We start from the raw sequence: 14,246 nt of genomic DNA, 5'->3' as shown, positions 1-14,246 counted from the left end.
CGATGCCTTGTCAGCGGGTGACGATCTCCGGGCCCATCAGGCTGTAGGGAAGCCAGGTGGACAGCACCGGCACGTAGGTGACGATGATCAGGAAGACGAAGAGCACGGCCACGAAGGGCAGCGCCGCGCGCACGACCTGGATCAGGCTCATGCCGGTGATGCCGGAGGTGACGAAGAGGTTCAGCCCGATCGGCGGCGTGATCATGCCGATCTCCATGTTGACCACCATGATGATGCCCAGATGCACCGGGTCGATGCCGAGCTCCATGGCGATCGGGAAGACAACTGGCGCGACGATCAGCAGCAGGCCAGAGGGTTCCATGAACTGGCCGCCGAGGAGCAGCAGCACGTTGACCGCGATCAGGAAGGTGAACCAGTTGAAGCCATAGCCGAGCATCATGTCGGTGATGGCATCGGGAATGCGCTCGGACGTCAGCACATGCGCGAAGAGCAGCGCGTTGACGATGATGAACATCAGCATGATCGTCGTCTTGGATGCGTCGACCAGCACCTTGCGGGTGTCGTCGTTGAAGAACATGCGCGGCAGGGCCCGGCCGATCTGCCCGAAATTGCGGCCCCAGATCGGCAGACCGGCAACCAGGTAGCCGGGAATGTTGAGCGGGTTGGACTCGCGGTCGCGCCACAGCGCATAGGCGACCATGATGGCGAGCGAGAGGACCAGGCCGACCAGTGCGCGCCCGGTGCCGGTGACGCCTTCCCACTCGCCGGCGACGAAGAAGGACAGGATCATCCAGACGAAGAAGAAGGCGACGGCATAGACCAGCGACGAGAAGCCGACGCGGGCGCGCTTGGCGTCGGTGTCCTGAATCCAGCGGATGCCGGCGAGCGGCCCCATGTCGCGGTAGATGAACAGCGCGACGAACCAGGCATAGACGGCCGCGACCGCAGCGGCCTCGGTCGGCGTGAAGACGCCGCCATAGATGCCGCCGAGGATGATGATGATCAGGAACAGGCCCCAGCCCGCCTCCTTGCCGCCGGCGATAATCTCGCCGAAGCCGTGCCAGGGTTCGGCCGGAAGGTTCTTTACCCGCGCCATGACGTAGATGGTACCCATCAGCATCAGCCCGGCGACGATGCCCGGCACGACGCCGGCCAGGAACATGCGGCCGACCGACACGTCGGTGGCGGCCGAGTAGACCACCATGACGATGGAAGGCGGGATGAGGATGCCCAGCGTGCCCGCATTGGCGATGATGCCGGCGGCGAACTCGCGCGTGTAGCCGACCTTGCGCATGCCGGCGATGGCGATGGTGCCGATGGCGACGACGGTTGCCGGCGAGGAGCCGGACAGCGCGGCAAACAGCATGCAGGCCAGCACCGAGGCAATGGCCAGGCCGCCGCGAATGTGGCCGACCGAGGCGATGGCGAAACGGATGATGCGCGCGGCGACACCGCCGGTCGACATGAAGGCCGAGGCGAGCACGAAGAAGGGGATCGCCAGCAGCGTGTAGTTCTGCGAGGCGGTGAAGAGCTGCAGCGCGACCGAGGACATGGAGTCCTGCGAGAACACCGCAATCAGGATCAGCGACGACAGGCCGAGCGAGATGGCGACCGGCACGCCCGCGAAGAGCAGGAACAGGACGAGGACGAAGAGGATTGCGGCTTCCATGGTTGCGCCCTCAGTCCTTCAGGATGTCTTTGTTTTCGGCGACGAGCTCTTCAGCCTCGTGGCCGGCAATGACGAGCTCGCGCTCGCCGCGCCAGATCGCCAGCATCGCCTCGAGGCTGCGGTAGGCGAGCAGCGCGAGGCCGATCGGCAGCATGACATAGGCGAGCCAGCGGTGGACGCGCTCCTGCAGGCCGAACAGGTTCTGCAGGACTTCGGGATAGCGCAGATCGTCCAGCCCGGTGCCCTGCTGGAACATGAAGGTCCAGTAGCCGATGGCGCCGGTCTGGCGCCAGTTGGTGCTGACATTGATGCCGATGATCGACAGCCAGGCTGCATAGAGCAGCAGGAAGGCATAGAGGAAGGTGGCGAAGGCGCCGAACAGGGCGACAACGCGGAAAGGCCCGGGCGGCAGCATGCGGATGAAGGCGTCGACGCCGAGATGGACGCTGCGCTTGATGCCGAAGCCCATGCCGAACAGGATCATCCAGGCGAACATGATGCGGGTGAATTCGAGCGCGCCCGACCAGCCGGTGTTGAAGCCGTAGCGCATCACGACCTGGACGAAGGAGACGAGCGTTATGATGGCGAGGAGCGCGGCAAGCACGTTCTCCTCGAAGCGATCCACGCCGGCGGGCCAGCGTCGTTCGGCGAGGAAGAGCAGGACGACAAGCAGGACAAGCAGAAACGCCGGCATCAGCAGTGCCATCGGTATCCTCCCCCTAACGCAGCGGCCGCATCCAATGGCGCGGACCTCTTATGGTTGCCCGCGCGGCGCCCGTGCGCCGCGCGGGAAGGTCATGAGCCTATCAGTTGCTGGCGCCAACCGCCACGGCGGCGGCGATGGCATCGGTACCGATGTCGCCCTCGAACTTGGCCCAAACCGGCTTCATCACGTCAACCCAGGCCTGGCGCTGCGCCGGGTCGAGTTCGCGGATGGTGCCGCCGGCGTCGAGGATGTTCTGGCGGCAGGTCGCCTCCTTGTTGCCGACGTCGGCATTGGCGGCGGCGGTTTCCTCATCGACGATCTTGATGAACTGGTCACGCACCGCGGGATCCAGGCCGTTCAGCCACTCGGAGGAGGTGACCAGCAGGTAGGCCAGCGTCTGGTGGTTGGTCTCGGTGATGCCGTCCTGCACCTCGAAGAACTTCTGGGTGTAGATGTTGCACCACGAGTTTTCCTGACCGTCCACAACGCCGGTCTGGAGCGCGCCATAGACTTCCTTGAAGGCGAGCTTCTGGGCCGAACCGCCGATTGCCTCGATCATGGCATCGGCCACGTCGGAGGTCTGGATGCGGAACTTCAGGCCGTTTGCGTCGGTGGGCATCAGCAGCGGCTTCTTTGCCGAGAACTGCTTGAGGCCCGAGAGCCAGTAGCCGAGGCCGGTGTAGCCGGCGGATTCGGCACTCTTCAGCATCTCCTTGCCGGTGTCCGACGAGCCGAAGGTATCGACGTCCTTCAGGCTGGCGAACAGGAAGGGCAGGTCGAAGAGGCGATACTTCAGCGTATAGGCCTCAAACTTCGACAGCGACGGCGCGGCGAGCTGGACGTCGCCGAGCAGCAGCGCTTCCATCACCTTGTCGTCGTCGAACAGGGTGGAGTTCGGGAACACCTCCATGCAGGCGGTGCCTTCCATCTCCTTGTTGACGCGCTCGGCCAGCTTCTTGGCGGCCTCGCCCTTCGGGTGGCCCTTTTCGGCAACCACGTGGCTGAACTTGATGACCATTTCGCCGCTGTCGCAGCCGTCGGAGGCAAGTGCCTGGCCGGCGAACAGGGTGAGCGATAGCGCCGAGACGGCGCCGAGAAGTTTCTTCATGACAGTCCTCCACTGGCGGGCCTGGCCCGCTCACTTCATTCGTCAGGGCGGCGGCACGCGGTGCATGCCCGTCGCTGATGGACGATTTCCTCCCCGAGACGCCGCTCCTCGCGGCAATCCGCCGAATGTATCGCAAGGCACGTGCCAAGTGGCAGAAATCTTCGTCGGGGCGGGATATCCGGCGGTTTTCCGGTCTTTGCATGGCGATGCAGTGCCCGGAACGCGGCGAGACGCCTGCGCCATGTCACCGGTTCGACCCATCGGCGCCGCTGAATGGGTAGGATTCTACCCGCCTTCGCCCGCGCGGATGCCCAGCTTGCGCATCTTGTCGTAGAGCCCCTTGCGGGAAATACCGAGCGCCTCGTAGGTCTCCTTCTGGCGGCCGCCATGGCGGGCCAGTTCCGTCTCGATGACCGACTTCTCGAAGGCGGCCAGCCGCTGCGCAAGGCTGTCGCCGTCCTCGGCCTGGCCATCGCCCGCCGAGACGCCGCGCCACAGGCCGAGCACCCAGCGGTCGGCGGCGTTGCGCAATTCGCGGACATTGCCCGGCCAGTCGTTGCCGGTGAGCGCTGCTTCCAGCGCCGGCGTCATCTGCGGCATGTCGCGGCGGTAGCGCGCCCGCGCCTCGCGCGCCAGATGCGCAAACAGCAGCGGAATGTCGTCCTTGCGCTCGCGCAGCGGCGGAATGCGCAGCCGCGCGACGTTGAGCCGGTAGAACAGGTCGGCGCGGAAGCGCTTGGCCCGGCTCTCCTCCTGCAGATCGGCCTTGGTGGCGGCAATGAAGCGCACGTCGAGCGGGATCGACTTGTTGGAGCCGAGTCGCTCGATCGTGCGGTGCTCGATGGTGCGCAGAAGCTTGACCTGCAGGTCGAGCGGCATCGATTCGATCTCGTCGAGGAAGACGGTGCCCTTGTCGGCATGTTCCAGCTTGCCGATGCGCTGCTTCTGCGCGCCGGTGAAGGCGCCGGCCTCATGGCCGAACAGCTCGCTCTCGAAGATATCGCGCGGCAGGGCGCCGCAATTGATGGCGACGAAGTTGCCCTTCGAACGGCCGCCGAAATCGTGCAGGGCGCGCGCCACCACCTCCTTGCCGCTGCCGGTCTCGCCGAGCACCAGCACGTCGGCGTCGGTATCGGCGAGCGCCAGTATCTCTTCGCGCAGCCGGGCCATCGCCGGATTGCGGCCGACGAGCCGCGAGCCGAGGTCGCCGGAGGCATCGAGGCTCTCGCGCAATAGGCGGTTCTCGAGCACCAGCCGGCGCTTCTCGATAGCCCGCTGCACGACGGTGGTGAGCCGGCGAACCGGGAATGGTTTCTCGATGAAATCATAGGCGCCGTCGCGCATCGCCTCGACGGCGAGCGCCACCTCGCCATGGCCGGTGATCAGCACGACCGGCATGGCCGGGTCGATCTCGAGCACCTGGCGCAGCAATGCCATGCCGTCGGTGCCCGGCATGCGGATGTCACTGACGACGACGCCATAGAGGTCGCGGGTAACGCGCGGCAGCGCGTCCTCGGCGCGCGCAAAGGCGTCGACATCGAGACCCTCGATCTCAAGCCCCTGAACGAGGGCCGGGCGAAGGTCGTCGTCGTCGTCGACGAGCAGGACGCGCGCTTCGCTCATGATGCCTTGGCAAGCTTGCGCAACGCGGCCTGACGGGCGGGCGCGAGAAGCACGGTGACGATGGCGCCGCCGCCGGGTCGTTCGGTCACGCTGACCGAGCCGTCGAACTCGCGAACGATGTTGTAGACGATCGACAGGCCGATACCGAGGCCTTCGCCGACGCCCTTGGTCGAATAGAACGGTTCGAACATGCGCTCGTGCACCTCTTCGGGAATCCCCGGTCCGTTGTCCTCGACGCTGAGCGCGATGCGCGAACGCCGGCGGGACAGCCGGACAACGATCTCGGGATTGTCGACCGCGGCTTTCGAACCTATTCCGGTGAGCGCGTCAACGGCGTTGTTGACGAGGTTGACGACGACCTGCGTCAGCCGGACATGGCCGCCGCGCACCGCCACGCCCGGCAGCACGCCTTCCTGGCGGATTGCGACGCCGGCCTTGCGGGCGCGCGGGCCGGCCAGCATCAGAGCCTCGTCGATAACGGGAGCGATCAGCACGTCCTCGACCGTCGTGCCGGGCTTGCGGGCAAAAGACAAAAGCGTGCGCGACAGTTCGGACATGCGGTCGACGAGCCCGGCGATGCGCGCGACGGCGTCCGTGGCGGCCGCGGCCTTGCCGCGCGCCAGGAACTCGGCGGCGTTGTCGGCATAGGTGCGGATCGCCGCCAGCGGCTGGTTGTACTCGTGGCTGAGCGTCGCCGACATCTGCCCGAGCGCGGCGAGCTTGGCGGCCTGGATGAGTTCGGCCTGGGTCTTGCGCAGCTGTTCCTCGGCCTCGGTGCGCTCCTTGACCTCGTGGGCCAGCGCGGCATTGACCTCGGTCAGGTCGGCGGTGCGCTCGCGCACGAGGTTTTCCAGCCGCTGTGCGCTGGCGTCCGCGCGCAATTGCCTGAGCTCGGTGGCCTCGCGCCGCTTGACGAAGAAGAAGGCGAGACTGCCGGCGAGCAGTGCCGCAAGGACGGTGATGAGGACAGCGGAAAGCTGCGCCGACACGACCGCGCTCCGGTCGGCAAGCACGTGCAGCGTCCATCCCATCAGGGGCAAAGGACGGCTGGCCGCCAGATAGCTGGGACCGTCGCCGGCGGCCAGGCTGACCGTGCGGCCTTCGCCCGCACCCTCCTCCGCAAACAGCGCATCGCCGCCGCCGAAGAGCTGGTGGCCCTGCCAGGCCGGACGGTTGGAGATGAATATGCTGCCATCCAGGCCGGTCACCGCGATCGGATTTGCCGACAGCGCCCAGGTCTGCTCGATCTGGTCCATGCGCACATAGATGGCGATAACGCCGATGAGCGCGTTGCCGCGCCGGACAGCCGAGGCGAAGACATAGGCACGTTCATGCTCCTGCGGCGACAGCGATTCGCGGCCGAGCCTGCCCTGGCGCGCGGCCTCGAGCAGTGCTTCCTCGTTGAGGCGCGAATTGTCGAAGATGCCTCGGGCCGACGCGAAGACGCGGCCAAACGGCCCGGCGAAGGCGACATCCATGGCGCCCGAATAGCCGGCGATCTCCAGCGCCATTTCATGCGCGGCCTGCATGCCTCCCGGCGCGTTGGCATCGGCGAAGACGTTGATGATGTCGTTGCGATGCGACAGCAGCGGCGGCAGCAGCCGGTATTTCTCGAGTACGCCCGACAGCGTCTCGGTCTGCAGCGCGAGCGCTTCGCGCGCGGTGGCGAAAACCGTGTGGTGCGCCCGATCCGCGACAACCGACTGTGCCAGCCAGGCGACAGCCAGGCCGACCAGCGCGATCACCAGGATGACGACGCGCTCTAGCCTGGCGTAGCGGCGCCGCACATCGGTCTCGACAGCCGGCGTACCGGGCATTTGCGTCATGTTCCTCCAGGCGGATCGACAGCGGATCCGGCACGCTGCCGCGCGCCGGCGGGCCATGTTAGGGCCTGCGGAGCCAACGGCCAAGAGATCGCCGCTTCGCCCTGTCCGGCGCCGCACGGCCCCGGGGACGGAGATCAAGCCAGCCGACTATACAAACCTTGATATGATTGCGGGATTGGCGAAGTTTGAGGATAGCTGGAACCGAAAGTGAGGCGTGCGCCTTTGCTCAGACAGACGAACCCAAAGGATTGCCATTGTGCGCCAGCCCGCGATGATCTCGATCATCGATGACGATGAGTCCGTTCGGACGGCGACCGCCAGCCTCGTCAGGTCGCTCGGCTTCGAGACCAGCACCTTCGATTCCGCCGAGGCCTTTCTCAATTCACCGAGGCTGCGCGACGCCGATTGCGTGATTTCGGACGTTCAGATGCCGGGCATGAGCGGGATCGACCTCCAGGCCAGGCTGCGCTCGCTGGGCAACGGCATACCGATGATCTTCATCACCGCCTTCCCGGAGGAACGCGTCCGCCGCAAGGCGATGAGCGCCGGCGCGATCGGCTTTCTCAGCAAGCCCTTCGAGGGACGGGAAATGGTCGAGGCGATCGAGCAGGCGCTGCGCGCCGCCGAATAGAACCGGGCCGGCCACGCAATCCATTTGCCGGCTTCTTTTCTCAACGCCAGCTGAACTTCTTGCCGAATCGCACGTCGCCGCGTTGCGGAACGCCACGGTCTGCATGCCCGTCAGAACAGCGGGCCGAGCGTCGCGATGGCGTTGTTCCACAGGCGGCGCGTCATCGGCCAGGCCTCGACCGCCTCCCGGGTGACGCGGGTCGAGCGCCCGACATAGTCGGCCTGGCGCGCACGCAGCGCAGCGGTCAGCTCGGCGTCGTGCACCAAAATGTTGTTCTCGTAGTTCAGGTCGAGGCTGCGGCGATCCATGTTGGCCGAGCCGATCAGCGTCAGTTCGCCGTCGACCGTCAAAGTCTTGGCGTGCAGCAGGCCGCCGGAAAACTCGTAGAGCTTCACCCCGGCTGCGATCAGCTCGGCGTAGTAGCTGCGGCTGGCGGCGCTGACGATGCGCGAGTCGTTCAGCGCCGGCACGATCAGCGTCGTTTCGACGCCGCGATAGGCCGATGTGCAGATCGCGTCCTGCAACGCCTCGTCGGGCACGTAATAGGGCGTGCTGATGACGATCTCGCGGCGCGCGGAAAACATCAGCGAGGCAAAGAGCTCGCGCATGGCAGCGGGGCGCACGGTCGGGCCAGTGCCGACCACCTGGGCCGGCATGGCGCCGGACGCCGGCTGCGGCGCGGGGACGTGCAGCAGATCGCCGATATCCTCGTCGACGCCGGCCATCCAGTCGCTGGCGAACAGGACCTGGTTCTGGCGCGCGATCGGACCCTCGAAGCGGACCACCGCGTCGACCCAGGGCGCGAAACGCGCCTTGACCAGAAACTCGGGGTCGGCGCAGTTCTGGCTGCCGCAATAGGTGATGGTGCCGTCGATGACGACGATCTTGCGGTGGTTGCGCAGATCGATGCGGCCGGCAAAGGGGCGCAGAAGCGGGTTGCCGATCGGCAGTCCCGACGCGAGCCGGACGCCAGCGCGGCGCATCGCCTGCCAGTGCTCGGAGCGGATCAGGGCGCGCGAGCCGAGGTCGTCGGCCATCGCCCGGCAGGTGACGCCCCGCCCGGCGGCGCGGATCAGCGCCTCGATCACCTTGCGGCCGTTATTGTCGGCAAGCCAGATGTAGAACAGCAGGTGGACATGATCGGTGGCAGCGTCGATGTCGGCCACCATCGCATCGATGGTGGCGTTGGAATCGGCGAGCAGCCGCGCCGCATTGCCGCCGACCGGCCGGAAGCCGCCGATGGAATGGCCGAGCTGGAAAAGGCTGGCGTAGTGGTCGGGAACCGGCGCCGGCGTGCCATGTTCGGTCGCCTTCGGCAGCCGCGCCAGCACGTCACGCATGCGTCTGACTCGTCTGCGGCCGATGCTGACCTCGCCGAAGAGCACGTAGATCATGATGCCCATCACCGGCACGGCGCCGACGACGACGAGCCACGCGATGCGGGAGGCCGGATCGCGGTTGGGCCGCAGCAGGATCCGCGCCATCACGGCGAGGTCCGCCATGGTGAGCAGGATGCCGTAGAGCGATGAACTGAGCAGCGTCTCCATGCGCCGGAGTTAGACCGGGATTGCCCCATATCGTCAACGGCAGCCGGGGGGCCGCGCGGGCGGCCGCGCAAATCAGCATGTACTGACAAGATTCCCGCTCCTGCCCCTTCCCATTGCGGAAAAGGGCTGCTACTGGTGGAATCAATTAATCGAGATTTCTGGATATATGAACAAGACCACCGCCCTCGCCGCCTTGGCTTCCCTCGGCCAGGACACGCGCCTTGAAACCTTCCGGCTGCTGGTCAAGGCGGGCGCCGAAGGCATGCCGGCGGGCGAGATCGCGACCCGCCTTGGCACCGTCCAGAACACCATGTCCTCGCATCTCAAGATTCTGACCCATGCCGGGCTGGTGCGCGCCAGCCGCGACGGCCGCAGCGTACGCTACAGCGCCGACATGACCGGCTTTCGCGACCTGTTGGCCTACCTGATGGAAGATTGCTGCAACGGGTCGCCGGAGCTCTGCCGGCCCGTCATCGATGCCGTCATCTGCGATTGCCAGGAGGAAATGACATGACCGCAGAACCTTTCAACGTCCTGTTTCTATGCACCGGCAATTCGGCCCGGTCGATTCTCGCCGAAGCCATCCTCAACCGGGTCGGGCAGGGCCGCTTCAAGGCATACTCGGCCGGCTCGCAACCCAAGGGCGAGGTTCATCCCTGTGCGCTCCAGCTGCTGAAGAGCCTCAACCACGATACGTCCTTCGCCCGCTCGAAGAGCTGGGAGGAATTCGCAACACCCGGCGCGCCGCAGATGCATTTCGTCTTCACCGTCTGCGACAATGCCGCGATGGAGGCCTGTCCGGTATGGCCCGGCCAGCCGATGACCGCGCATTGGGGCGTGCCGGACCCGGCAGCCGCAGAGGGAACGGAAGCCGAGAAGCATTTCGCCTTTGCCGACACATACCGCATGCTCAACAGCCGCATCTCGATCTTCACCAGCCTGCCGATGAACATGCTCGACAGGCTCGCCCTGCAGAAGCGCCTGGACGAGATCGGCGCAGAACTTCCAAAAGCCGGCTAAGGACTACACATGACTGACCACGCCTATCCGGCGCGCAAGATCGCTGCGCCATCCATCGGCTTCTTCGAGAAATGGCTCTCGGTCTGGGTCGCGCTCTGCATCGCCGCCGGCATCGCGCTCGGCACCCTGATGCCGGGCGTGTTCGGCTTCCTGGCCGGACTCGAGTTCGCCTCCGTGAACCTCGTCGTCGCCGTGCTGATCTGGGCGATGGTCTTCCCGATGATGGTCAATGTCGATTTCGCCAGCCTGCGCCACATCGGCGACCGGCCGAAGGGCCTGGCGCTGACGATTGTCGTCAACTGGCTGATCAAGCCGTTCACCATGGCGGCGCTTGGCGTGCTGTTCTTCAACTATGTCTTCGCGCCGTGGATAGCGCCGGCTGACGCCCAGCAGTACATTGCCGGGCTGATCCTGCTCGGCGCGGCTCCCTGCACGGCAATGGTGTTCGTCTGGAGCCAGATGACGCGCGGCGACGCGACCTACACGCTGGTGCAGGTGTCGGTGAATGACGTCATCATGATCTTCGCCTTCGCCCCGATCGTCGCCCTGTTGCTGGGCGTGACCGACATTACGGTGCCATGGGCGACCCTTATCCTCTCGACCGTGCTCTACGTGGTCATACCGCTCGTCGCGGGCGCGATCACCCGAAGCTGGCTGATCGGGCGCGCCGGCGGCGGCAAGACCGCCGAGGCGGCGGTGTCGGAATTCACCGGCCGGCTGAAGCCGGTGTCGGTAGTCGGATTGCTGGCGACAGTGGTGCTGCTGTTCGGATTCCAGGGCACCGTGATCCTCGCCAACCCCATGCTCATCGTGCTGATCGCCGTGCCGCTGATCCTTCAGTCCTACGGCATTTTCGCGATCACCTATGCGGCGGCGAAGGCCTGGAAGGTCCCCTTCAACGTCGCGGCACCCTGCGCGCTCATCGGCACCTCGAACTTCTTCGAACTGGCGGTGGCCGTAGCGATCAGCCTGTTCGGACTGAACTCCGGCGCCGCCCTTGCGACCGTGGTCGGCGTGCTGGTCGAAGTGCCTGTCATGCTGTCGCTGGTCGCCTTCGCCAACCGCACGCAACACTGGTTCCCGAAAGGCTGACATGACCGTCACGATCTACCACAACCCGCAATGCGGCACCTCGCGCAACACGCTGGCGATGATCCGCCAGTCCGGCGAGGAACCGGAGGTCATCGAATATCTGAAGACGCCGCCGTCACGTGAGAGACTGGTCGAACTTCTCGCCGCCATAGACATGACACCGCGCCAGCTGCTGCGCGAGAAGGGCACGCCCTATGCCGAACTCGGGCTCGACGACCCGAAATGGAGCGACGACGAGCTGATCGATTTCATGCTGGCGCATCCGATCCTGATCAACCGGCCGATCGTCGTGACGCCGCTCGGCGCCGTGCTGGCACGGCCGTCCGAAGCTGTGCTGAAGGTGCTGCCCAACAAGGACATCGGGACCTTCACGAAGGAAGACGGCGAAACAGTCGCGACCGGAAGCAAGCCGGTTGCCTGACGGTCCGGCAAAGCCCGGCGAACCGCTGCCCAATCTGGACGAAGACCAGTTCAGGCCGATCGACACCCGGGTGTTGCTCGACGCGCCGCGCTCGCAGCACAGGCCGCGGGTGCTGATGCTTTACGGGTCGCTGCGCGAGCGCTCCTATTCACGCCTCGCCACCGAGGAAGCGGCGCGGATCCTGGAAAACTTCGGTGCCGAGGTTCGCATCTTCAATCCGGCCGGCTTGCCGCTCGTCGATTCAGTGCCGGCGGACCATCCGAAGGTCAAGGAGCTGCGCGACCTCTCTGTCTGGTCGGAGGCACAGGTCTGGTGCTCGCCCGAGCGCCACGGTGCGATGACCGGGGTGATGAAGACGCAGATCGACTGGCTGCCGCTGTCGCTCGGCGGGGTCCGGCCGACGCAGGGCCGGACGCTCGCCGTGATGCAGGTGTCGGGCGGCTCGCAGAGCTTCAACGCGGTCAACCAGCTGCGCATCCTCGGCCGCTGGATGCGCATGGTGACGATCCCCAACCAGTCGTCGGTCGCAAAAGCCTTCGCCGAGTTCGACGAGGCGGGCCGCATGAAACCGTCTTCCTATTACAACCGGATCGTCGACGTGATGGAGGAACTGATGAAGTTCACGCTGCTGCTGCGCGACCGCTCCGCCTATCTGACCGATCGTTATTCCGAGCGTGTCGAGAGCGCTGAGGCGGTTTCCAAGCGGGTCAACCAGCGGTCGATCTGAAGTTCGGCCGCAATATTTCCAACATTATCGAAATTCGATTGACGAAGGACGCTACGGGCGCTAAAGCTATTTCCATGAAACTCGAAAAAGCAGCGTCCCAGCTCGAGGCCCTCGGCAATCCGACCCGGTTGCAGCTCTATCGCACCCTGGTGCGGGCGGGCGACGAGGGTCTGGCCGTCGGCAGCATCCAGGACCGGCTGACGATCCCGGCCTCGACCCTGTCGCACCATCTCAAGCGCCTCGTCGACACCGGGCTTGTGACGCAGGAGCGGCAGGCGACGACGCTGATCTGCCGCGCGCACTATCCCGGCATGCAGCAATTGATCGGCTACCTGGCCGACGAATGCTGCGCCGACGGAACCTGCCCGCCGGTCGGCAGCATCGCGAGCGCATGAGGATGCGTTTTTTTGCCTTTGTATTTCGAATATACTAGAAGGAAGGAAGCTATGAGCGCAGCAATTCAAACCGGACTTCCCGTGGCCGTTATCGGCGCCGGCCCCGTCGGCCTCGCCGCCGCTGCGCACCTCGTCGAGCGTGGCATCCGGCCGGTGATCCTGGAGCGCGGCGCAAGCTTCGGCGCGACCTTGCTGGAATGGGGCCATGTCAAGGTATTCTCGCCGTGGCGCTACAATATCGATGCCGCGGCGCGCCGTCTGCTCGAGCGCGCGGGCTGGCAGGCGCCTGACGACGACCTGCTGCCGACCGGGGGCGAGATCGTTCGCGGCTATTTGCAGCCCTTGGCGGCACTTGCCGGGATCGCGCCGAACCTGAAGCTCGGGGCAACCGTCACGGCGATCACCCGCGAAGGCCGCGACAAGCTCGCCGACAAGGGGCGCGCCGAAGCGCCCTTCGTCGTCCGCTACCGCGACTCCAGCGGCGAGCATCGTGTCACGGCGCGCGCCGTGATCGATGCCTCGGGCACCTGGACGCGGCCCAACCCGATCGGCGTTGACGGTCTCAGCGTGCCCGGCGAGACCGAGGCCGCGGACTGCATCGCCTATGGCATTCCAGACGTGGCAGGCACCGAGCGCGCGGCCTATGCCGGCAAGCGCACGCTGGTTATCGGCGGCGGCCATTCGGCGATCAATGTCGCGCTGGCGCTGATGCAGCTTCAGGGCGACGCGCCGAATACGGAGATTTTCTGGGCGTTGCGCCGCGCCGGCGTGGAGCGCCTGCTCGGCGGCGGGCTGAACGACAAGCTGCCGGAGCGCGGCGCACTCGGCCTTGCCGCCCGGCGGGCAATGCAGGAAGGCCGGCTGAACATGCTGGCCCCCTTCTCGGTCGGCCGCATCGAGACCACTGCGGACGGCCTTGCGGTCGAGGCGAGCCATGGCGGGAAGCCGACTCGGCTCGAGGTCGACCGGATCGTCGTCGCTACCGGCTTCCGGCCGGATCTTTCCTTCCTCAGCGAACTGCGCATCGCGCTCGATCCCGCCGTCGAGGCGACCCCTGCCCTGGCGCCGCTGATCGACCCGAATCTCCATTCCTGCGGCACGGTTCCGCCGCACGGCATCGCCGAACTTTTGCATCCCGAACCGGGCTTCACCATCGTCGGCTCGAAATCCTATGGCCGCGCGCCGACCTTCCTGATGGCGACCGGCTATGAGCAGGTGCGCTCGGTGGTGGCTGACATCGCCGGCGACCACGAGGCGGCCCGCGACGTGCGGCTGGTGCTGCCGGAGACCGGCGTGTGCAATTCGGACCCGCTTCCGCAGGCCGGGGCTTCAGGCTGCTGCGGCGGCCCCGCGCCGGCCGGCGTCGACGCCTGCTGCGTCAAGGATGCGGATGCCAAGGCCGCAGGCGAAACCGGCTGCGGCTGCGGCTCGAGCGTGGTGATCGAACCGGCAAGCAAGTCGCCCTGCTGCGGAGCCGCCGGATGAGATCAGGCGTGACAGGCGGAACAGCCCGCCGCGGC

The 14,246-nt window shown here is 66.2% G+C and carries 14 protein-coding genes; 8 read left to right on the top strand and 6 right to left on the bottom strand.

The window, feature by feature from the left end; translation table 11 throughout:
- Positions 1-10 precede the first annotated feature (10 nt).
- From ACT2BZ_RS09135 to ACT2BZ_RS09115, 5 genes are all read right to left on the bottom strand, one after another.
- Positions 11-1,630 carry a TRAP transporter large permease gene (locus tag ACT2BZ_RS09135; RefSeq protein WP_457940592.1) on the bottom strand — a complete coding sequence of 540 codons (1,620 nt, stop codon included), beginning with the start codon at positions 1,628-1,630 and terminating at the stop codon, positions 11-13.
- Between the two features lie 10 nt (positions 1,631-1,640).
- Positions 1,641-2,336: a TRAP transporter small permease gene (locus ACT2BZ_RS09130; RefSeq protein ID WP_457940591.1), complete on the bottom strand. Its 696-nt coding sequence runs from the start codon at positions 2,334-2,336 to the stop codon at positions 1,641-1,643.
- A 100-nt stretch (positions 2,337-2,436) separates the two neighbouring features.
- Positions 2,437-3,444 carry a DctP family TRAP transporter solute-binding subunit gene (locus ACT2BZ_RS09125; protein ID WP_457940590.1) on the bottom strand — a complete coding sequence of 336 codons (1,008 nt, stop codon included), beginning with the start codon at positions 3,442-3,444 and terminating at the stop codon, positions 2,437-2,439.
- Between the two features lie 285 nt (positions 3,445-3,729).
- Positions 3,730-5,067 (bottom strand): sigma-54-dependent transcriptional regulator, encoded by a 1,338-nt coding sequence (locus ACT2BZ_RS09120; protein WP_457940588.1) that lies wholly within the window; start codon positions 5,065-5,067, stop codon positions 3,730-3,732.
- Positions 5,064-6,893 carry a sensor histidine kinase gene (locus ACT2BZ_RS09115; RefSeq protein WP_457940587.1) on the bottom strand — a complete coding sequence of 610 codons (1,830 nt, stop codon included), beginning with the start codon at positions 6,891-6,893 and terminating at the stop codon, positions 5,064-5,066. Before ACT2BZ_RS09115 ends, ACT2BZ_RS09120 begins: the two co-directional genes overlap by 4 nt.
- Positions 6,894-7,149: 256 nt before the next feature.
- Between ACT2BZ_RS09115 and ACT2BZ_RS09110 the strand changes: the two genes are divergently transcribed.
- Positions 7,150-7,524, top strand: a complete 375-nt coding sequence (locus ACT2BZ_RS09110) for a response regulator transcription factor (protein ID WP_457940586.1) — start codon at positions 7,150-7,152, stop codon at positions 7,522-7,524.
- A 110-nt stretch (positions 7,525-7,634) separates the two neighbouring features.
- Here ACT2BZ_RS09110 and cls read toward each other — a convergent pair whose 3' ends face one another.
- Positions 7,635-9,071 (bottom strand): cardiolipin synthase, encoded by a 1,437-nt coding sequence (gene cls / locus ACT2BZ_RS09105; RefSeq protein WP_457940585.1) that lies wholly within the window; start codon positions 9,069-9,071, stop codon positions 7,635-7,637.
- Positions 9,072-9,237: 166 nt separating this feature from the next.
- Between cls and ACT2BZ_RS09100 the strand changes: the two genes are divergently transcribed.
- The 7 genes from ACT2BZ_RS09100 (at position 9,238) to ACT2BZ_RS09070 (ending at position 14,211) form a co-directional block, all read left to right on the top strand.
- Positions 9,238-9,585, top strand: coding sequence for an ArsR/SmtB family transcription factor (locus ACT2BZ_RS09100; RefSeq protein ID WP_457940584.1), 348 nt, complete (start codon positions 9,238-9,240; stop codon positions 9,583-9,585).
- Complete coding sequence (locus ACT2BZ_RS09095) at positions 9,582-10,091, top strand: arsenate reductase ArsC (RefSeq protein ID WP_457940583.1); 510 nt, start codon at positions 9,582-9,584, stop codon at positions 10,089-10,091. The genes ACT2BZ_RS09100 and ACT2BZ_RS09095 overlap by 4 nt, the downstream gene beginning before the upstream one ends.
- A gap of 9 nt (positions 10,092-10,100) precedes the next feature.
- A complete protein-coding gene (gene arsB, locus ACT2BZ_RS09090; RefSeq protein ID WP_457940582.1) occupies positions 10,101-11,183 on the top strand; it encodes an ACR3 family arsenite efflux transporter in 1,083 nt (360 codons plus the stop codon).
- Position 11,184: 1 nt separating this feature from the next.
- Complete coding sequence (arsC, locus tag ACT2BZ_RS09085) at positions 11,185-11,604, top strand: arsenate reductase (glutaredoxin) (protein ID WP_457940581.1); 420 nt, start codon at positions 11,185-11,187, stop codon at positions 11,602-11,604.
- Positions 11,597-12,331, top strand: a complete 735-nt coding sequence (gene arsH, locus ACT2BZ_RS09080; protein ID WP_457940579.1) for an arsenical resistance protein ArsH — start codon at positions 11,597-11,599, stop codon at positions 12,329-12,331. The genes arsC and arsH overlap by 8 nt, the downstream gene beginning before the upstream one ends.
- 74 nt (positions 12,332-12,405) lie before the next feature.
- Complete coding sequence (locus tag ACT2BZ_RS09075) at positions 12,406-12,726, top strand: ArsR/SmtB family transcription factor (protein ID WP_457940578.1); 321 nt, start codon at positions 12,406-12,408, stop codon at positions 12,724-12,726.
- A gap of 51 nt (positions 12,727-12,777) precedes the next feature.
- Positions 12,778-14,211, top strand: coding sequence for an FAD-dependent oxidoreductase (locus tag ACT2BZ_RS09070; RefSeq protein ID WP_457940577.1), 1,434 nt, complete (start codon positions 12,778-12,780; stop codon positions 14,209-14,211).
- The last annotated feature ends 35 nt before the right edge of the window (positions 14,212-14,246 follow it).

This window comes from Mesorhizobium sp. 10J20-29, assembly GCF_054130485.1.
Note: the sequence above shows the minus strand (reverse complement) of the source record. Positions and strands in the feature narration are given on the sequence as shown.